Annotated in this window: 17 protein-coding genes and 1 pseudogene; 4 read left to right on the forward strand and 14 right to left on the reverse strand. The window is 56.6% G+C overall.

Annotation, left to right across the window (positions count from 1 at the left end; genetic code table 11):
* The 6 genes and pseudogenes from AC2FNU_RS01980 to AC2FNU_RS02005 form a co-directional block, all read right to left on the reverse strand.
* A pseudogene (locus AC2FNU_RS01980) lies at positions 1–442 on the reverse strand (ion transporter); the annotation flags it as partial.
* Positions 443–556: 114 nt separating this feature from the next.
* Positions 557–1,066 carry a CarD family transcriptional regulator gene (locus AC2FNU_RS01985; RefSeq protein ID WP_171089457.1) on the reverse strand — a complete coding sequence of 170 codons (510 nt, stop codon included), beginning with the start codon at positions 1,064–1,066 and terminating at the stop codon, positions 557–559.
* 283 nt (positions 1,067–1,349) lie between these two features.
* Positions 1,350–1,688: a ferredoxin FdxA gene (gene fdxA / locus AC2FNU_RS01990; protein WP_170503422.1), complete on the reverse strand. Its 339-nt coding sequence runs from the start codon at positions 1,686–1,688 to the stop codon at positions 1,350–1,352.
* 66 nt (positions 1,689–1,754) lie between these two features.
* Complete coding sequence (locus AC2FNU_RS01995; RefSeq protein WP_496784468.1) at positions 1,755–2,120, reverse strand: RNA-binding S4 domain-containing protein; 366 nt, start codon at positions 2,118–2,120, stop codon at positions 1,755–1,757.
* Between the two features lie 6 nt (positions 2,121–2,126).
* On the reverse strand, positions 2,127–4,943 hold the full coding sequence (locus AC2FNU_RS02000) for a helicase-related protein (RefSeq protein WP_496784469.1): 2,817 nt from the start codon (positions 4,941–4,943) through the stop codon (positions 2,127–2,129).
* 18 nt (positions 4,944–4,961) lie between these two features.
* On the reverse strand, positions 4,962–5,570 hold the full coding sequence (locus AC2FNU_RS02005) for a tetratricopeptide repeat protein (RefSeq protein WP_496784470.1): 609 nt from the start codon (positions 5,568–5,570) through the stop codon (positions 4,962–4,964).
* 30 nt (positions 5,571–5,600) lie between these two features.
* On the opposite strand from AC2FNU_RS02005, the gene AC2FNU_RS02010 reads away from it, so the two are divergent.
* The 3 genes from AC2FNU_RS02010 to AC2FNU_RS02020 all read left to right on the forward strand — a co-directional run bounded on the left by AC2FNU_RS02010 (position 5,601) and on the right by AC2FNU_RS02020 (position 8,772).
* Positions 5,601–5,891 carry an SCP2 sterol-binding domain-containing protein gene (locus AC2FNU_RS02010; RefSeq protein ID WP_171089449.1) on the forward strand — a complete coding sequence of 97 codons (291 nt, stop codon included), beginning with the start codon at positions 5,601–5,603 and terminating at the stop codon, positions 5,889–5,891.
* The gene (locus AC2FNU_RS02015) at positions 5,891–6,841 is read left to right on the forward strand and encodes an alpha/beta fold hydrolase (RefSeq protein ID WP_496784471.1); all 951 of its coding nucleotides are present in this window, start codon (positions 5,891–5,893) and stop codon (positions 6,839–6,841) included. The genes AC2FNU_RS02010 and AC2FNU_RS02015 overlap by 1 nt, the downstream gene beginning before the upstream one ends.
* Positions 6,842–6,951: 110 nt before the next feature.
* Positions 6,952–8,772 (forward strand): M3 family oligoendopeptidase, encoded by a 1,821-nt coding sequence (locus tag AC2FNU_RS02020; RefSeq protein WP_496784472.1) that lies wholly within the window; start codon positions 6,952–6,954, stop codon positions 8,770–8,772.
* Here AC2FNU_RS02020 and AC2FNU_RS02025 read toward each other — a convergent pair whose 3' ends face one another.
* The 5 genes from AC2FNU_RS02025 to AC2FNU_RS02045 all read right to left on the reverse strand — a co-directional run bounded on the left by AC2FNU_RS02025 (position 8,773) and on the right by AC2FNU_RS02045 (position 13,198).
* Positions 8,773–9,648, reverse strand: a complete 876-nt coding sequence (locus tag AC2FNU_RS02025; protein ID WP_496784473.1) for a DMT family transporter — start codon at positions 9,646–9,648, stop codon at positions 8,773–8,775.
* Between the two features lie 13 nt (positions 9,649–9,661).
* Positions 9,662–9,931: a DksA/TraR family C4-type zinc finger protein gene (locus AC2FNU_RS02030; protein WP_480798749.1), complete on the reverse strand. Its 270-nt coding sequence runs from the start codon at positions 9,929–9,931 to the stop codon at positions 9,662–9,664.
* A gap of 58 nt (positions 9,932–9,989) precedes the next feature.
* Positions 9,990–10,964, reverse strand: coding sequence for a Gfo/Idh/MocA family protein (locus AC2FNU_RS02035; protein ID WP_496784474.1), 975 nt, complete (start codon positions 10,962–10,964; stop codon positions 9,990–9,992).
* Between the two features lie 157 nt (positions 10,965–11,121).
* The gene (rpoH, locus tag AC2FNU_RS02040; RefSeq protein WP_171089435.1) at positions 11,122–12,018 is read right to left on the reverse strand and encodes an RNA polymerase sigma factor RpoH; all 897 of its coding nucleotides are present in this window, start codon (positions 12,016–12,018) and stop codon (positions 11,122–11,124) included.
* Positions 12,019–12,160: 142 nt separating this feature from the next.
* Positions 12,161–13,198: an RluA family pseudouridine synthase gene (locus tag AC2FNU_RS02045; RefSeq protein ID WP_496784475.1), complete on the reverse strand. Its 1,038-nt coding sequence runs from the start codon at positions 13,196–13,198 to the stop codon at positions 12,161–12,163.
* Here AC2FNU_RS02045 and AC2FNU_RS02050 point away from each other — a divergent pair.
* The gene (locus AC2FNU_RS02050) at positions 13,197–13,499 is read left to right on the forward strand and encodes a DUF6476 family protein (protein ID WP_171089432.1); all 303 of its coding nucleotides are present in this window, start codon (positions 13,197–13,199) and stop codon (positions 13,497–13,499) included. The genes AC2FNU_RS02045 and AC2FNU_RS02050 overlap by 2 nt on opposite strands.
* 44 nt (positions 13,500–13,543) lie before the next feature.
* Here the strand turns inward: AC2FNU_RS02050 and AC2FNU_RS02055 are convergent, their stop codons facing one another.
* From AC2FNU_RS02055 to AC2FNU_RS02065, 3 genes are read right to left on the reverse strand one after another with little or no spacing between them, the layout of a single operon-like run.
* A complete protein-coding gene (locus AC2FNU_RS02055) occupies positions 13,544–15,445 on the reverse strand; it encodes an ATP-grasp fold amidoligase family protein (protein ID WP_496784476.1) in 1,902 nt (633 codons plus the stop codon).
* Between the two features lie 26 nt (positions 15,446–15,471).
* Entirely contained in the window at positions 15,472–16,524 is a 1,053-nt protein-coding gene (locus AC2FNU_RS02060; RefSeq protein WP_496784536.1) for a glycosyltransferase family 2 protein, read from the reverse strand.
* A 22-nt stretch (positions 16,525–16,546) separates the two neighbouring features.
* Positions 16,547–17,218 carry a class I SAM-dependent methyltransferase gene (locus AC2FNU_RS02065; RefSeq protein ID WP_496784477.1) on the reverse strand — a complete coding sequence of 224 codons (672 nt, stop codon included), beginning with the start codon at positions 17,216–17,218 and terminating at the stop codon, positions 16,547–16,549.
* Between the last annotated feature and the right edge of the window lie 75 nt (positions 17,219–17,293).

A 17,293-nucleotide genomic window follows, 5' to 3' on the forward strand; every position in this document is an offset into this window, starting at 1 on the left:
TTGCAAAGACAAAAACCATCAGGTTGATCGCTGCAATCACCGCGTCTTCGTGGGTGCGAAAGAAGTTGCTGTCGCGTCGCAAATCCCGCAACAGGTGATAGGAATGGATCAAACGCAAAGCGCGCAATATCCGCAAAAATGCTAGATTGCCCGTCAGGAACGGATCGAGCACCAGCGAAACGATAACAACAATATCCGCCAACGTGTAAATCTGGCGCAGCAACTTCCAACGGTCCTTCGCGATCCAAAGCCGAGCTGAGAAATCCAGAAAAATCAGAAAGCCAATCAACAGGCTTGCAGCTGTAACGCCCGGCCCGTGTAGAATATGAGCGGTAGCGACGAAGAAGATGATCGACACAATGTCGAACAGGATCAGGCCATAGCGAAACCAGACCGAAATCGGGTCATGCCCGATATACAGGTATTTCACAGTCTGCTTCATATCCGCCCTGTATCGTGCTGCATCTAAAGTGAAATTAACGGCAGTTGCACAAATCACCAAGCCACGAAAAAGGCCGCCCCGTTTGGAGCGGCCTCAGGCAGTATTTTGATGCGATCAGGCTGCGCGCGAGGTCAGGACTTCGTCCACCTGCTTCGCGGCCGAAACTTCGCCAGCACCGGACACGGCTGCGACTTCTCGGGTCAGACGCTCCAGCGCGGCTTCGTAAAGCTGACGCTCGGAATAGCTCTGCTCGCGCTGATCGTCGGTGCGATGCAAATCGCGGACGACCTCGGCAATCGAGATCAGATCGCCCGAGTTGATTTTCTGTTCATATTCCTGGGCGCGGCGGGACCACATGGCGCGTTTGACCTTGGCCTTGCCCTTCAGTGTCTTCATCGCCTGACTGATGACATCCGGCGAGCTGAGCGACCGCAAACCGGATTCGGTTGCTTTGTTGGTCGGCACGCGCAATGTCATTTTGTCTTTCTCAAATGAGATGACAAACAGTTCGAGCGAAAAGCCCGCAACTTCCTGCTCCTCGATCGAGATGATCTGACCCACGCCATGGGCGGGATAGACAACATAGTCGTTGGGGCGGAACTCAAGCTTTTTCGACTTTGTCATTCAGTTTTTTCCTTGCTTACGGACCAGGACACAGACAACAAAAGCACCACATGCGGGGACTGTCTAAGCCCCGTCAGGCGGCGTTTTTGTCACAAATTCAGAACTCCAAAGTGAGCATACTTTCGGAGTGCATCCCAATCTCGGTCATCATACAGGTTAGGAGTATACCACAAAAATATGACACCCGAAAGTTTACCCTACGGGAATTTTTCGAATTACACGCTGCTTCAACAGGTTACTTCGTGAACTTCGTGTCATACGCCAGGCTGCAGCAGCGAATCGCTCAGCCGCCTTCGCCGGGTGCCTCAGAGAAATACTTCTCCATTTTACCCTCTTCTCCGTCGCGCTCTTCAGCCTCAGGAAGCGGGTCTTTCTTGGTCACAATCACCGGCCACTGTTCCGAGAACTTGCGATTGAACTCGACCCACTGTTCCATTCCCGGCTCAGTATCGGGGCGGATTGCGTCTGCCGGGCATTCCGGTTCACACACGCCACAGTCGATGCATTCGTCCGGATGAATGACCAAAGCGTTTTCACCTTCGTAGAAACAGTCCACCGGGCACACTTCGACACAGTCGGTGTATTTGCAGGCGATACAGTTTTCGGTGACAACATAGGTCATAAGCGGATTCCCGTTTGCGGTTTGTGCGACTAGCTAATTCAGTCTGGCCTACTCTTCAAGATGGGATCAGCGATCTTCTGTGCGAGAAAGATCAAGAGCGCGCCGATCTTTCTTGGTCGGACGACCTTTTCCCTCAAAACCCGGATTCTTGGGCGTTGCGTCCCGCTTTTCGGTCATATCGAAATACAGCGTTTGCGCCTCTGGGGCCGGACCCCGGCGATCCCCAAGTTTTTCGATACGTACGACACGCACCATTCGCCCTTGCGGAAAAGTCAGAACGTCACCGGGGCATACAGCCTGCGCCGGCTTCAGCACCCGGTTTCCGTTCAACCTGACATGGCCGCCGCTGACCTGCTTGGCGGCAAGGCTGCGGGTCTTGAAGAACCGCGCCTGCCACAACCACTTGTCGATCCGCAGTTTGGCCTCGGCCATCTTACATCAGTTGCCGTCCTTCAAACCCATAAGCGCCGCAGCGAACGGGTTATCGGGATCAATGGCTTTTTCCTTTTTCGGAGGCCGTGACGAGAAGGACTTGGCGCCGTGAGGTTTGCCACCCTTCTTGCTATGTGGCTTGCCGCGACCGTCCTGAGGTTTACCACGCGGTTTTCCTTTGCCCTGCCCCTGCTCGCGGCGCGGTCCACGGTTCTGCTGACGCTGGCGACCCCAGGTGAAGGTATAGAAGACCTCGGCCTCAGGTTCATCCGCTGCGGCGTCAGGCGCTGGTGCCTCGGCTGCCGCCTCGGTGCTTGTCGTAGCCTCGGCTGACGCCTCGGCGTGTGTGACGCCCTCTTCCGATGCGGCCTCTGGTGCGGCGGATTCTTCGGCTGCAGCTTGATCAGACGCTTCTGAGGCTGGCTGCTCCACCGGGGTCGGTTTGACCTTTTCACGTTCGCCACGCTCGGCCTTGTAGCCCAAGCCCTGCATCAGGTCCGCGAATTGTTCAAGCGTCATGCCGGTGATCGAAAGCATATCCGGCTTGGCTTCGAACCCTCCCCGGCTGTCTTCAGCACGCAGCATGTCGGCCAGACGTTCCAGCATATCGATCCGGATCGAACGCTCACCCGCATCGCGGTAACCACACATGGTGTCATAGCCCTGCGGCGCATCCTTGGCGACAGGTACAGTAACCAGACCCGGAGGTGGAGCTTCGGGGAATTCCTGCAAACCGCTGGACAACGCCCACAACACCAGACGCAAGCGCGTCGGCGCGGGTTTCAGCAGCAGCGGCATGAAGATCGTGAACTGGCCAAAGCGGATGCCATGCTTGCGCAGAGCACCGCGCGCGTCCTGATCCAGATCTTTGACCTCTTGCGCGACCTGCGCGCGGGGCAGCACGCCCAGCGCTTCGACCATGCGGAAGGCAAAGCCCTTGGCCAGTCCCGTCAATTCCTCGTCGCGCGACAGGTTCAAAAGCGGCTCGAACAGCGCAGCAACCTTGCGGTCGATGAAATGCTGCAACCGGCGCTGCACTTTCTGTTCGACATCCGGCCCTGCGGCTTCATCCACAAAAACCTCGACCATCGGCTTGAGAGGCTCTGCCCCGGCGACAAGTTTGCCGACGGCATATTCGCCCCACATCAGGCCACCCTGATCGGTGAAATCAATTTCGGTATCGGGCGCATTATAGAAGCGATCGGCACGCAGATGGAATTGCGGCGCGAGTGCTTGCAGGGAAGCCGATTTCAAAGCTTTCGCCTCGGTTCCTTGCGCGCTTTTGTCCGGGGTAAACCGGAACCCTTCCAAACGACCGACGAATTCGCCTTCGACGGTCACTTCACCCTTGTCATTTACTTCGGCCAAAAGGGCCTCCTTCTGTTTGAGCCGGCGCAGCAAAACAGATGTACGCCGGTCCACAAATCTTTGAGTCAGACGCTCATGTAAGGCATCTGACAGTCTGTCTTCTACAGTGCGCGTCTCATCACGCCAATGCGATTCGTCACGCACCCAGCCGTTTCGTTGCGCAACATATGTCCAAGTGCGAATATATGCCAACCTTTTGGACAGCGTATCTATGTCGCCATGGGTCTGATCTATCCGACGGATCTGTCGCGCCATGAAGTCATCCGGGATCGATCCATGCTCATGCAAGTGACCATAGATCACCTCCAGCAAGCTGGCATGTTCTGCGTGGCTGATGCCGCGAAAGTCGGGGATTCGGCACACATCCCAAAGCAAACGGATGGATTGTGGATCGCTTGCGCGGGCAACTATCTCGGCCACTTGTGACAGGGATTTCAGCGCGTTCAGGTCATCCGCAGGGCGTGCTTTGGTCAGATGCTCGTCATTTGGGCTGACCTCAAGCGAAGTGATCAGTGCGTCGATGGAGCCGAACCGCAAGGCGGCATTCCGCCAGTTCAGCTTTTTCATCGGCGTAAAGCGGCTGTCCATGATGGCCTGCGCCACTCCTTCATCCAACGGCGGCGCTTCACCGGTCACACCAAAGGTGCCGTCAGACATACCGCGACCGGCCCGGCCTGCAATCTGCGCCAGTTCATTCGGGGCCAGCGGGCGCATCCGGCGGCCATCAAATTTGGTGAGGGATGAAAACGCGACGTGGTTCACATCCAGGTTCAAGCCCATCCCGATGGCGTCGGTGGCAACCAGATAGTCGACCTCGCCATTCTGATAGAGGTCCACCTGAGCGTTGCGCGTTCGTGGGCTGAGCGCACCCATGACCACCGCCGCCCCGCCCTTTTGACGCCGCAGCAACTCGGCAATGGCATAAACACTGTCGACCGAAAATCCGACGATGGCGCTGCGCGCGGGCATCCGGCTGATTTTCTTGGACCCGGAATAGACCAGTTGAGACATCCGTTCGCGCCGGACGAACTGTGCCTCGGGCACCAGCGCCGCGATTGGTCCGCGCATGGTATCCGACCCCAGGAAAAGCGTCTCATTCGTGCCACGGGACCGCAGCAGACGGTCGGTAAAGACATGGCCGCGTTCGGGGTCGGCACAGAGTTGGATTTCGTCGATCGCAACGAAATCTGCCCCCATGCCTTCGGGCATCGCCTCGACTGTGCAAACCCAATATTGGGTGCGCGGTGGCACGATGCGCTCTTCGCCCGTGACCAAGGCCACAACCGACGGGCCGCGAATGGCGACGATCTTGTCATAGACCTCACGAGCCAACAGCCGCAGCGGCAGGCCAATCACGCCGGTGCGGTACCCCAGCATCCGTTCGATCGCGTAATGGGTTTTGCCTGTATTTGTCGGGCCCAATACGGCCACTACTCGGGATGACCCGCTCACCATTGCCCCCTGCCCCGGACCTTACAGCGCTGCGCCTTCAACCTGAGGCTTCAGTCGATTCACCGCATTGGTTACTTCTTCGTGGTGGGGATGTATAGCCAAGGCCCGCGAATAAGCATCATACGCTTTCTCAGGCTCTCCTACGATTTCAAAGATCAAACCCAGCCCATAAATCGCTTCGTAGTGGTTGGGGTTCAGGGTCAGTACGTGTTCAAGATCGGCGGCTGCCATGCCAAACCGTTCGATCCCAAAAAACGCCGAAGCGCGGACATGCCAGCCTTCGGCGAACTCAGGCGCGTGATCCGTCAACGCTGTCAGGTGATCCAGTGCGGCGTCGATGTCACCATCTTCAAGCGCTTCTCGACCGCGCTCCAGCAGCAGATCCGCCGAGGCCGAGCCGGATTGCGCCCACAAAGCCTGTAACTGCCTGTCCAGGGCCATTGCCTGTTCGGGTGTCGATTGGGCAAGTTGCTGCAACAGCGCGTCTTCATCGCGCAAATCCGCCTGTTGCGCTAGGCAACTGGTGGAAAACGTGACTAGAACGGCAAGTGCCGCAACGGTACCTTTGAGATTGTGGATTGCAATGCTCATAACAATAGTCAGTGTAGCGTTGCGACCGGGGATGTCCATTCACGGCGCACTAACAAAATGAGGAAAAGCATGAGCGAGATTCTTGAAAAGGCAGCAGCCGCGCTGAATGAAAAACTGGAAGGCGGCGCGTTTGATGCTTCGGCCAAGTTTGCAATCGCCGATCTGGGCGCAATCGTTCTGGATTCTGACGGGGCACGAGTCAGCGACGATGACGCCGATGTCACCATGAGCGCTGACGCCGACACGTTCGAACAAATCCTCAGCGGCGAACTGAATCCCACCGGTGCATTCATGTCCGGCAAACTGACCATTGACGGCGACATGGGTGTTGCGATGAAGCTTGCCTCGGTGTTGGCCTGATGGAATTGACGCCGGCCCCTTTCTTTGAAGACGTGGCCGGCGGTCCCGTCGGTGGGAAGGCCCACTGGGTAATGACCTCGGACCAGATAAGAATCCGGGTCGCCCATTGGCTGCCCGAGGGCGACGCGCACGGTACCGTGCTGATGTTTCCCGGTCGAACCGAATACATCGAAAAATACGGAAGCACCGCTGCCGCGTTCATCCAACGCGGCTTTGCAATGCTCGCCGTTGATTGGCGCGGTCAGGGACTGGCAGATCGCTTGCTGGACGACCCTCGTGTCGGACATGTCGATCAGTTTACGGATTATCAGCGGGACGTTCAGGCAACGCTTGACCTTGCCCGAGCGCTGGAACTGCCAAAGCCCTGGTACGTGATCGGACATTCGATGGGGGGTGCCATAGGATTGCGCGCTGTGATCGAGCAGAAATGCTTTGCCGCTTGTGCCTTCACCGGTCCGATGTGGGGCATTTTCTTTACCCCGGTTATGAAACCCCTCAGCCGCGTGACGGCCTATTGGGGCACAGCGCTTGGCCTTGGCGAAAAAACGCCACCGACCACGACGCTGGAAAGCTATGTTCTGTCGCAACCCTTCGAGGGCAATATGCTGACCCGCGATCCGGCGATGTTTCGGATGATGCAGGATCAACTGAAAGCCCATCCTGAGTTGGCGCTTGGGGCGCCCTCGAACCTTTGGTTGCGCGAGTCGCTGGACGAGTGCGCGTGGCTGATAGAGCAACCCGCACCTGACACACCTGGCCTGACCTTCCTTGGCAGCCACGAACAGATCGTCGACCGCAAGGCCATACGTGCGCGCATGAAAAACTGGCCAAACGGCACACTCGTTGAAATCCCGGACGGCGAACATGAAGTGCTGATGGAGGCCCCTGATGTACGCGGGCCGGTTTTGGATCAGTTGGCAGAGCATTTTCTGTCCAATCGAACCAGCTAAGCTGCGATCCGAAAACCCTACTTCTGTCTGGCCTGTTGTTGGACTGGCCGCTTGTGATCCGCGCACGCCAGCCCTAGATGTTTGCAAAAGCTATCTACAAAAGGTGATCCATGCGCGAACTTCCCTTTCCTGTCCGAGACGCAAACGCAATGGGCGGTGCCGACAACCTTGGCAACCTTCCGGAATGGGATCTGAGCGATCTATACACCTCGGAAGACGCACCCGAGCTTGAGCGCGACCTGGGCTGGCTGGAAGGTGAATGCGCCGCCTTTGCCGCAGACTACGAAGGCAAACTGGCCGATCTGGACGCAGACGGCTTGCTGTCCTGTGTGTTGCGCAACGAAAAGATCAACTCCATTGCCGGCCGCATCATGTCCTTTGCCGGTTTGCGCTATTATCAACTGACCACGGATGCCGAGCGCGCCAAGTTTCTGTCGGACATGCAGGAAAAAATCACGATCTTCACCACGCCGCTTGTGTTTTTCACGCTGGAACTCAACCGTATCGACGATGACGTGCTCAAGGCGCATTTCGACGCCAATGCCGATCTGGCCCGTTATGAGCCGGTTTTCCGCCGCATCCGTGCGATGAAGCCCTACCAACTGTCCGATGAGCTGGAAAAGTTCCTGCACGACTTGGGCGTTGTCGGCGATGCGTGGGAACGTCTGTTTGATGAAACCATCGCCGGACTGACCTTTGAGGTTAATGGCGAAGAACTGAACATCGAAGGCACCCTGAACCTGTTGACCGAGCAGGACCGCGCCAAGCGTGAAGTAGCTGCGCGCGAACTGGCGTCGGTGTTTCAGGACAACATCAAGACCTTTGCCCGTGTCCACAACACCCAAGCCAAGGAAAAGGAAATCGTCGACCGCTGGCGCAATATGCCCACCGCGCAAACCGGACGTCACCTGTCGAACGATGTAGAGCCCGAAGTGGTCGAAGCGCTGCGCGAAGCTGTCGTGGCCGCCTACCCCAAGCTGAGCCATCGGTATTATGAACTAAAGCGCAAATGGCTGGGTCTGGACGTGATGCAGGTCTGGGACCGCAACGCGCCGCTGCCCATGGAAGACACCCGTGTCGTCAATTGGGACGAGGCGGAAAAAACCGTGATGGATGCATACAACGCTTTCGATCCACGCATGGGAGAGATCGCATCGCCCTTCTTCTCAAAGGGCTGGATCGACGCAGCGGTGAAACCGGGTAAGGCTCCGGGGGCATTTGCGCACCCCACGGTAACCAATGTCCACCCCTATGTGATGCTCAACTATCTGGGCAAACCACGCGACGTGATGACCCTGGCGCATGAGCTGGGCCATGGCGTGCATCAGGTGCTGGCCGCCGATCAGGGTGAGATGCTGTCCTCGACCCCGCTGACGCTGGCTGAAACAGCGTCTGTCTTTGGCGAAATGCTGACCTTCCGGAAGATGCTGGAACAAGCCGAAACACAAGAGCAACGCAAAGTCCTGCTGGCCGGTAAGGTCGAGGACATGATCAACACAGTGGTCCGCCAGATCGCCTTCTACGACTTTGAATGCAAGCTACATGCCGCCCGTCGCGAAGGTGAACTGACCCCGGACGACATCAACGCCCTGTGGATGAGCGTTCAGGCTGAAAGCCTTGGCCCTGCATTTGAATTCATGGACGGGTACGAAACCTTCTGGGCCTATATCCCCCACTTTGTGCATTCGCCCTTCTACGTTTACGCCTATGCCTTCGGCGATGGCCTCGTGAACGCGCTGTATTCGGTTTACGAAAGCGGCGCAGACGGCTTCGAAGACAAGTATTTCGAAATGTTGCGCGCCGGTGGGTCCAAACATCACAAAGAGCTTCTGGCCCCGTTCGGCCTTGACGCGAGCGATCCGAAGTTCTGGGACAAGGGCCTGTCGATGATCTCGGGCTTTATTGATGAGCTGGAAGCGATGGAAGCCTGATCAGGTCTGGCCCTTTGTCGTTAGGAACACGGCAGCTACAATCAAAACTGCGCCAAGGGCTGTGATCGGAGTGATTGCGGCCCCCAAAAAAAGCGCAGAGTTGATAAATGTGAATACAACTGAAGCTGCAAACATCAATGTTGCTGTCAAGGTTGAGACCCGCGCAGCAGCTTCGTACCAAAGATAGTAGGCCAACGCTGTTGGCAGAACACCCAACAAAATCAAAAACAAAACGTCGTTGGCCGTTGGTATTTGCAATGAAAAGGCGGCCATCGGTATCAACAATACGCCTGAGCAAAGGAAAACACCGAACAGGAAATTCAATCTCTCTCCTGTTGTTTTCGAACGGCGCATTGCACGGCTGCTGGAGATTAGAAACACGGCCCAGCTAAGGCCCGCGCCGATTTCCAGAAGATCGCCGAACAAAGGTTCACCACCGCCCTGAAAATCCCGGTAAACTGTTAAGAGCACGCCCAGAATTGCGAGTGCTGTCGCCAGGATGTCTGTGCGCGTCACCTTCGTATCTGCAAAGAAATAAAGGAAAACCAGAACAAAGAACGGAGCGGTATTCTCGAGCACCATCGCATTTGCCGCTCCAGTATGCTCGAGTCCAATATGGAACAGGATGTAGTTGACCACAGTCGACAGTACCGCCAGCCGAAAATTCCAGTCGTCCAGTTGAATCGACACTGAAACCCGCATCGCCCGCAACATGCAATAAATCGCCAGAGCGGCGATAAACAGGCGCGTGACAGCAATCTGTAGCCCGCCCAGATCACTTGTGAGATAGCGCACGATGACACTGTGCGTGCCCCAAAGGAACGCCGCCAGAAACCCAAGGACCAGACCGTTTTGCATCAGTTTGGTGCCGGGCATCACTGAGCCCCACTTATTTTAGTTGGCTGTCTTTAGAGCCCCGGCGGTTCATTCCGCCTCGTGCTTTGAACGCCCCGTCCCGCTCTTGTTGGCAATCAAGGCAAAGTTTCACGCCCGGCAGCGCAGCGCGTCGCTTTTCAGGAATCGGCTCTTCACACTCCGCGCAATGGGTCAGGCTTTCGCCGACGGGGCGCTTCTGCGCTTGCATCCGCGCCAGCTCGTCCGAAATCGAAGCTTCTATCTGTTCGCTTACCGCTCCGTCGCGTGCCCAGCCACCGGCCATGGGTTTCCTCCTGCAACATGGAACGACAGGATAGCCGAGCCTCTAGCCTCTGAGCAAGTTACAGTGACACCGCGTTTTCAAACACACGATCAATCACCTCTTGCGTGCCCCGCGAAAACTCTAGTGGACAGGGATAATCCGCACCGTCCCGGATCGACCGGCAAAACGCTTCAACCTGCAGCTTGTAGTGGTTTGCCCCAGGGAACCTGGTGATTTGAACCTCAAGACCCGGGCGATGCAGTTCTACCCGCGCCTCGCCAAACACGCGCGCATTGAAAGGCGTTGTCAGACGGATTAAACCGCCCTCGCCATGAAACACCATTTCCTGATGAGGGTGCATTCGGATGGACACGTAGGCCGAATAGGTGAAGCCGGGGAATTGGGCACGGATTTCGGTAAAGGTGTCTATGTCGCTCTGCCAGCGGATCGCAGATTGAACTGCAATGGGCTCTGCCCCAGTGGCAAAACGCGCACCACCGATTACGTAGACACCGATGTCCCGCAATCCGCCACCGCCCGTTTCGGCCCGGTTGCGGATGTTGCCCGTGTCCGCCCGATTGTCAAAACTAAACGCGCCGGTGACGTGTACCAAATCCCCAATGGCACCATCCGCAATCAGATCACGTGCCAGCTGCCACTGGGGGTGATGCACGATCATATAGGCTTCGGCCGCAAGCACTCCGGTCTGGTCGCGCTTGGCGATCAGTTGGTCAAACTCAGCGGCCTTCATGGTCATTGGTTTTTCGCACAGTACATGTTTACCGGCGTCCATTGCCCTTAGACTCCACTCGACATGCATGTGGTTCGGCAAGGGGATATAGACCGCGTCGATACCGGGATCTGACAGCAAAGCCTCGTAACTGTCCAACACCCTGAGGTCCGGGCAAAAGGACAGAAATGAATCTGCCTTTGCTACGTCAGATGTTGCCAATGCAGCCAAACGAGCACCATTGGCCGCGTGTATTGCCGGAGCCATATGCTCCCGCGCGAATTTCGCGGCCCCCAAGACGCCAAACTGAACGGGCTTTTGCATCGCACTCTCCATCCGTTTCTGTATGACCTCTCTGCCGCTTTTGACGTTCGCGAGTCAATTCACGGGTCGATCCGGTCACATAGATCAACGGTCCATAACGAATTTTCAAAGGGGTAAAACGAAACCAGCCCGCAGAGATTGCGGGCTGGTATAACGGTCAGCTGGTTGCCAGCATGCCTTTTTCGCGGGCAAGGTCCCGCATCTTCTTTTGCAGTTTCTCAAACGCGCGCACTTCGATCTGACGAATACGTTCGCGGCTGACGTTATACTGCGTGCTCAACTCTTCCAGAGTCACCGGCTGATCCATCAACCGGCGCTGAGTCAGGATGTCCTTTTCCCGATCGTTCAGCACATCCAGAGCAGCGGTCAGCAACTCACGGCGTGCTTCCAGTTCGTCGCGCGCTTCATAGTCGCCCGCCTGATCGGCATCTTCATCTTCCAGCCAATCCTGCCATTGCATCGTGCCTTCACCTTCGGACCCCACGGTCGCGTTCAGCGAGGCATCCCCACCGGACATACGGCGGTTCATGCTGATGACTTCTTCTTCGGTCACACCCAGATCATTGGCGATCTGTTTGACGTTTTCAGGACGCAGGTCGCCTTCCTCCAACGCGCCGATACGGGCCTTGGCCTTGCGCAGGTTGAAGAACAGCTTTTTCTGAGCCGAGGTTGTACCCAGCTTCACCAATGACCACGACCGCAGGATATATTCCTGGATCGAGGCGCGGATCCACCACATGGCGTAGGTTGCCAGACGGAAGCCTTTTTCAGGGTCAAACCGTTTCACCGCCTGCATCAGGCCGACATTCGCCTCGGAAATCACTTCGGCCTGCGGCAGTCCGTAGCCGCGATAGCCCATGGCGATCTTGGCCGCCAGACGCAGGTGAGATGTCACCATTTTATGCGCGGCTTCAGTGTCCTGCTCTTCGACCCAGCGCTTGGCCAGCATGTATTCTTCTTCCGGCTCCAGCAGGGGAAACTTGCGAATTTCCTGCATATAGCGATTCAGGCCGCCCTCGGGCGTCGGTGCGGGGAGATTTGCGTAATTTGCCATTATGATGTCCCTCCGACAAATGTTTAAGTCTTTAACATAGGATATGGGTAAGGAACCCTGCCTATTCAAGAGGTGCTGTTATCAGTCTGAAATTAAACTTCTGTTAAGGGAAGATAAGAAACTCTTACTCACAAGACTTTGCTTATTGTGACACTGGTGCGCGCAGCCCTGCAATCAGAGATTCCATGTCCTGCGGCAGATCAGCCTCGAACCGAAGGTTTTCACCCGTCACGGGATGCTCAAACCCCAAAACGGCTGCATGAAGGGCCTGACGTGGGAAATCGCGGACAGATTCGGCAGTCGAAACCGAAAATGCCTTGGCAGACAGCTTGCGCTTGCCGCCGTAAACCGGGTCTCCGACCAGCCCATGCCCTGCATGGGCCATATGGACCCGAATCTGATGGGTGCGCCCGGTTTCCAGCCAGCATTCGATCAGAGCCAGCCCCACAGGTTTTCCGAAGCTTTCAACAACCCGCGCACGCGTTACAGCGTGGCGACCCCCATGGAACAAAACAGCCTGCCTCTGACGGTCGGTCTTGTGGCGCGCAAGCTGCGTTGTCACGCGCATGATGTTGCCGGGCTCGAAACTGACCCCTTTGACACCGCGCAAACGAGGGTCGTTGGCGTCCGGCACCCCGTAGCACACGGCGCGGTAATACCGCTCGACGCTGTGATCGGCAAACTGCGCAGCCAAACCGTGATGCGCTGCATCTGATTTGGCCACCACCAAAAGACCGCTGGTTTCCTTGTCGATGCGATGCACGATGCCCGGTCGCTTGACCCCGCCAACACCTGACAGATCATCCCCGCAATGGTGCAGCAACGCGTTTACCAGAGTACCGCTGGGCGAACCCGGCGCGGGATGCACGACCATGCCTGCGGGCTTGTTCACGACGATCACATCCGCATCTTCAAAGACAACCTCAAGCGGGATGTCTTCGGGGCCAATATGGCTGTCTTCGGCCTCGGCCACGACAATGGTAACCTGTGCCCCTTCCGCAACTTTTGCCTTGGGGTCACACGCCTCACTTCCGTTGACCTGAACCGCACCCTCTTCGATCAGGCGCGCAAGCCGGGTGCGCGACAAGTTTTCACCATCTGGCACATCCCTTGAAAGCGCCTTATCAAGGCGTGGCGGCGGATCAGCCGCGATCTGAAACTCAATCTGGCGGGTGCCCATGACTGTCCCTTCCGAACCCCAAGAACCGCAGGAAACACCGCAGCTGCGATTGCTGCGGCGGATGGTCATGTTGTTGACCGCGGTGATGATTGGCGGGGTTCTAGTGACATTCGCCCTGATTGTCATCCGCCTATCGGACCGCACCCCCACCCTTCCGGATCAGATCGAGCTGCCGGACGGTGCGAAGGCCCAGGCGCTGACCATTGGCTCCAACTGGTATGCGGTTGTCACGGATGACAACCGTGTTTTGATCTTTGACAAAACGACCGGAAAGCTGCGTCAGGAGATTGTGGTCGAGTAAGAAAGGGCGAACACCTTGAGCGCGCACCAATTTTGGCATGCGGCTTACATTTCGTTCGGAAACAATGCCGTACCAACCCACGCCGCACCCAGCCGCTGATCCAACGCATCTGAGCGTATCTTCTGTTTTCCGGCAATCGGGGACAGAGTGACCTCGCGCAGGCAGATCCTTTCGCCCACCAAGCTCAAATCGACCCTGGCAAATTCGACGTCCTGCGCCAGAGTTTCTGCGATCCGAACCATCTCGTCGAATTGCGCGGGCTGCGGCTCTGAGTCCGAACTGGTTGGGAAAAACAACTCATCAGCAAGGTATGCGTAGTCTCGGTCGTGCAGCATCTGAATGCGCCCGCGCCCCCGGTCGCGGTCAACCTGCACCAAATGAACACGCCCTGCGATCACCCAGAACTGCCAGTCGGTGACTGTTGGTTCACCGGCTGTCAGGTCTTCTTCAAGACAATAGTTGGGCTGCCGGGTAACGCGCCACCAGTCCCCGGTCCAGAACCCTTCCGGCGTTTTGGTTTTGTGCCATGCGGCCATCTGTTTGTTTGCCGCGTCGCGCTCTGCTTCGTCCAGCGGAAGCGACACACCAATCCTGTGCGTTACGCTGGCCGAGCCTTTCAGGCTGTATTCTCCGGACTCACCGGAAAGCGCTTCAGGCAGGGCCGGTATGTGTGAATGCCATACACGCCTTGGCACGGTCAGACCGTCTGGCACCTGTTCCACAGCTTTGTCTTGTTCTGCAACAATCGCGTCGGGAACAAAGCCAAACAGCTTCATCACCAACAGCTTTTCCGAGAAGGTTTTCGGTGCAAGAAGATCAGGCAGACGACGGTGGCTTTCGGCATAGTTGAACAGCGACAAGGCAAGTGCATTCAGCCGCGCAGCCTCACTGCCGTAATGATCCCAGCCGCGCAGACGGCCCGGAGGGGGCGGATCGTTCACACCATAGAGATTGTCGGCCTGGATCCTGTCCAGCTCTGCCTGCGCGACTTTCAAATAGTCTTCCCTGTCTGACAGCAGGGCCGTAGACATTGCGCCGCCTGTGGCTTTTTGGATGTCGTCTGTTGTTGTCCGCAACGCAGGAAGGACGGCCGGAAACTCGATCGGCTTGGGCCCTTTTCTGCCATGGCGCGGCAGTGGCGCATCACTTGCGCGGATACCCAGGTTCCGCAAACGTCTGTCCAGGAAAGAATGCCGCTTGATACCATTTGCGATCCACCAGCGCATCCGGCGACCCCACAGATGCACCGCAAGGGTGTCATCCTTGATGTATGCCTCTCTGAACTCTCGGACGTGAATATCGTTGGCTTGTCCCGCCTGACGAAACGGCAACGGATAAAACACCGGGATTGGGCTGGCATGTTTCAACTCGTCATGTTGGCGCAGATACCATGTCATGACACCCGGTCCGTAAACGCTGTGCTCTTGATCCGAAGCGTGCGGCAACTCGCCGGCGCGCTTCATCCGCTCAAGCTCTGCGCGTTCATCGCCTTCGACCCACGGGCGGATCGGGTAAGGATCCTCGCTGTACTCTACATACGCGTCCAGTGCCGGACTATCTGAGGGCAGCCGCATCACGGCATTACAGATCGTGTCCCTGTTGAAGTAACCAAAGATGTGATCGGCCCTGGGGATCGGAGACAACGCCACCACATCCGTATCGCACCAGAGGAAATCCGTCTTTTTCATCAACTGCAATCTGAAGATGTCAGATTGCGGAACCGGCGTTTTGAACTGATTGTTCATGATGAACTCTTTCGGCTCATGCACTTCGTTGGCCGATACCAATTCAACGCCAGACGGTACGTTTTCGACCTGCCCATAGTGAAACAAAACCAACCTGTGGCCCTGCTCGATGAAGGACAACATGCACATCTGTTCCAGAAAACTCAGGCGGCCTTCCATCCAGAGCATCCCAATCGTCGGAAGAGAGCGATCCGCAGCCATAGTTTTGTTCTCCGAGGGGTGATCTGTTAGGACTCTGGCCGCAGTTCGCCGGACGCAGGGGTGGGCTCTGCTGAAAGCCGCTCCCGCACAATGCGGTCTTTTTTGACGAACTCCACCGCCGGTTTTGCCAGCAGTTTTTGGTACAATTCGTTGTAATCCGGCTGTTTCAGAAGATCGTTTATCAGCGCCTTGTGCCAGCGGAAAGATTTTCTGTGCAACCGTTTAAGCCGGTCATCTGCTCGAAACTCCTCCAACACAGCGTCAACCTCATCCTTGTATCGCAGGATCGTTTCATCCGTTGCACCGCCGCGGTTCCAGCGATCCCAGTAATCCGTACCAAGTGTCTGAGATGAGTGGTTGGCCCTGCCCCGGCTGCGTTTAGCCAGGTAAGCTTGAGTAGACCGAACCGCATAGTGGTTTATTTGCGCGATTTCAAAGCCAAAGGGTGGCGAGACATGGTTGCCAAAAGGCGCGGGTTCTTTGGCATGCCCTCCGGGCACAGAACGGAAAACCGCCGCCTGATACTCGGCCCGGGGATGAGGGTTGTGAAGCCCATAGCGTAAATAAACTTCACCTTGCCGGAACATGGATTTCACAAAACGACGCCCTGCCCCGCCCTGTTCATAGTCCAACTCACCGTCGAAAAATTGCTGCGTCACGGGTGCATCCCGCATCACATGCCGACCGCTGTTGGAAAAAATCTTCCACGGGATCGAGATGACATCGACACCCGGTGTCGCTTCGATCAGATCGTCCAGCTTGTTGTTGCCGACGTGAATGTTCAGAAACTCATCCGCATCGCCCACGTAGATCCACTTGGCCTCTTTTACGACCGGAAGACGGCGCGCCTGTCTGAGAGCGGACCGGTGAATCCCACCTGTTCCAACGCGATTTTTGTGAAACTCGACATGTCCCAAGTCCTGCAATCGGCGAAGTATTTGGTTTGTACCGTCCGTACAGTCATTTGTGTAAACAATGATCCGGTCGAACCCCAAAACCTTGTGATGGGCGACCCATTCCAGAATATAAGGCCCCTCGTTCTTCATCGCGGTGATGAGGATTTTTTCAGGCTTAACCATCGCTGCCACTCAATCCCGCCGCTTAACTGGCCTGCCCTTTGCTGTCGTCCTGCGGAACAATCTTTTCTATGGCAATCTGAGCACCGGCAATTGCCCGGATGCGCAACGCGCGTGGGTGCTTGCCAAGAAACTCGTTCACCGCCCGGATAACGCCATCACCCCACCAGCCCCGACGGTGGTAGTCATCAAAGGCCATGATCCCGCCAGGTTTGATCTTGGGAAACAGTGCAGCCAGATCGGCAGTCACGCCTTCGTAAGAATGGTCCCCATCGACATAGGCAAACGAGATGCTTTCGTCATCGAACAGTTCAAGTGCAGGCACCGAGAAATCGCGAATGATACCGACCTTGCCCTCTTCAATCTCTTTTTCGAACGACTTGACCACTTTCTGAAAGATGGCCTCCATCTTTTCGTCTTCGGTGCGGCCAACAAATGCGGTCGTGTGCGACTCTTCCCCAATATGCTTCCACGGATCGATCAGAAACAGCTGACTGGGTTCAAGCAGTTTGAGAATGGTTGGCGAGAACTCTCCTTGCCAGACACCAATTTCAACTGCGACGCCTCCTTTTGGAAGGCGTGACAGAAACGTGCGGCGGATTGCATCCTTGGTGTTCTTGCGTTTGGTTGCCTTGTCGGCCTGCGGCTTTTCCTTACGCCCCGGCGCAGCACCAATGATCTGGGGTTCGTTTGCCATCTCAACCTCGTTCTGTTTTCGAAGCAGGCATCAAAACGATGCGACCACCCCTCTTTGTTCTTTTCTAGATCGCTA

It is taken from the genome of Ruegeria sp. BHSB064 (assembly GCF_059613205.1).

Excerpts from the sequence above, each read along its gene's own strand:
- AC2FNU_RS01985 (WP_171089457.1), bottom strand. The coding sequence starts at position 1,066 with ATGACAAAGTCGAAAAAGCTTGAGTTCCGCCCCAACGACTATGTTGTC.
- fdxA (WP_170503422.1), bottom strand. The coding sequence starts at position 1,688 with ATGACCTATGTTGTCACCGAAAACTGTATCGCCTGCAAATACACCGAC.
- AC2FNU_RS01995 (WP_496784468.1), bottom strand. The coding sequence starts at position 2,120 with ATGGCCGAGGCCAAACTGCGGATCGACAAGTGGTTGTGGCAGGCGCGG.
- AC2FNU_RS02000 (WP_496784469.1), bottom strand. The coding sequence starts at position 4,943 with ATGGTGAGCGGGTCATCCCGAGTAGTGGCCGTATTGGGCCCGACAAAT.
- AC2FNU_RS02005 (WP_496784470.1), bottom strand. The coding sequence starts at position 5,570 with ATGGACATCCCCGGTCGCAACGCTACACTGACTATTGTTATGAGCATT.
- AC2FNU_RS02010 (WP_171089449.1), top strand. The coding sequence starts at position 5,601 with ATGAGCGAGATTCTTGAAAAGGCAGCAGCCGCGCTGAATGAAAAACTG.
- AC2FNU_RS02015 (WP_496784471.1), top strand. The coding sequence starts at position 5,891 with ATGGAATTGACGCCGGCCCCTTTCTTTGAAGACGTGGCCGGCGGTCCC.
- AC2FNU_RS02020 (WP_496784472.1), top strand. The coding sequence starts at position 6,952 with ATGCGCGAACTTCCCTTTCCTGTCCGAGACGCAAACGCAATGGGCGGT.
- AC2FNU_RS02025 (WP_496784473.1), bottom strand. The coding sequence starts at position 9,648 with ATGCCCGGCACCAAACTGATGCAAAACGGTCTGGTCCTTGGGTTTCTG.
- AC2FNU_RS02030 (WP_480798749.1), bottom strand. The coding sequence starts at position 9,931 with ATGGCCGGTGGCTGGGCACGCGACGGAGCGGTAAGCGAACAGATAGAA.
- AC2FNU_RS02035 (WP_496784474.1), bottom strand. The coding sequence starts at position 10,964 with ATGCAAAAGCCCGTTCAGTTTGGCGTCTTGGGGGCCGCGAAATTCGCG.
- rpoH (WP_171089435.1), bottom strand. The coding sequence starts at position 12,018 with ATGGCAAATTACGCAAATCTCCCCGCACCGACGCCCGAGGGCGGCCTG.
- AC2FNU_RS02050 (WP_171089432.1), top strand. The coding sequence starts at position 13,197 with ATGACTGTCCCTTCCGAACCCCAAGAACCGCAGGAAACACCGCAGCTG.
- AC2FNU_RS02045 (WP_496784475.1), bottom strand. The coding sequence starts at position 13,198 with ATGGGCACCCGCCAGATTGAGTTTCAGATCGCGGCTGATCCGCCGCCA.
- AC2FNU_RS02055 (WP_496784476.1), bottom strand. The coding sequence starts at position 15,445 with ATGGCTGCGGATCGCTCTCTTCCGACGATTGGGATGCTCTGGATGGAA.
- AC2FNU_RS02060 (WP_496784536.1), bottom strand. The coding sequence starts at position 16,524 with ATGGTTAAGCCTGAAAAAATCCTCATCACCGCGATGAAGAACGAGGGG.
- AC2FNU_RS02065 (WP_496784477.1), bottom strand. The coding sequence starts at position 17,218 with ATGGCAAACGAACCCCAGATCATTGGTGCTGCGCCGGGGCGTAAGGAA.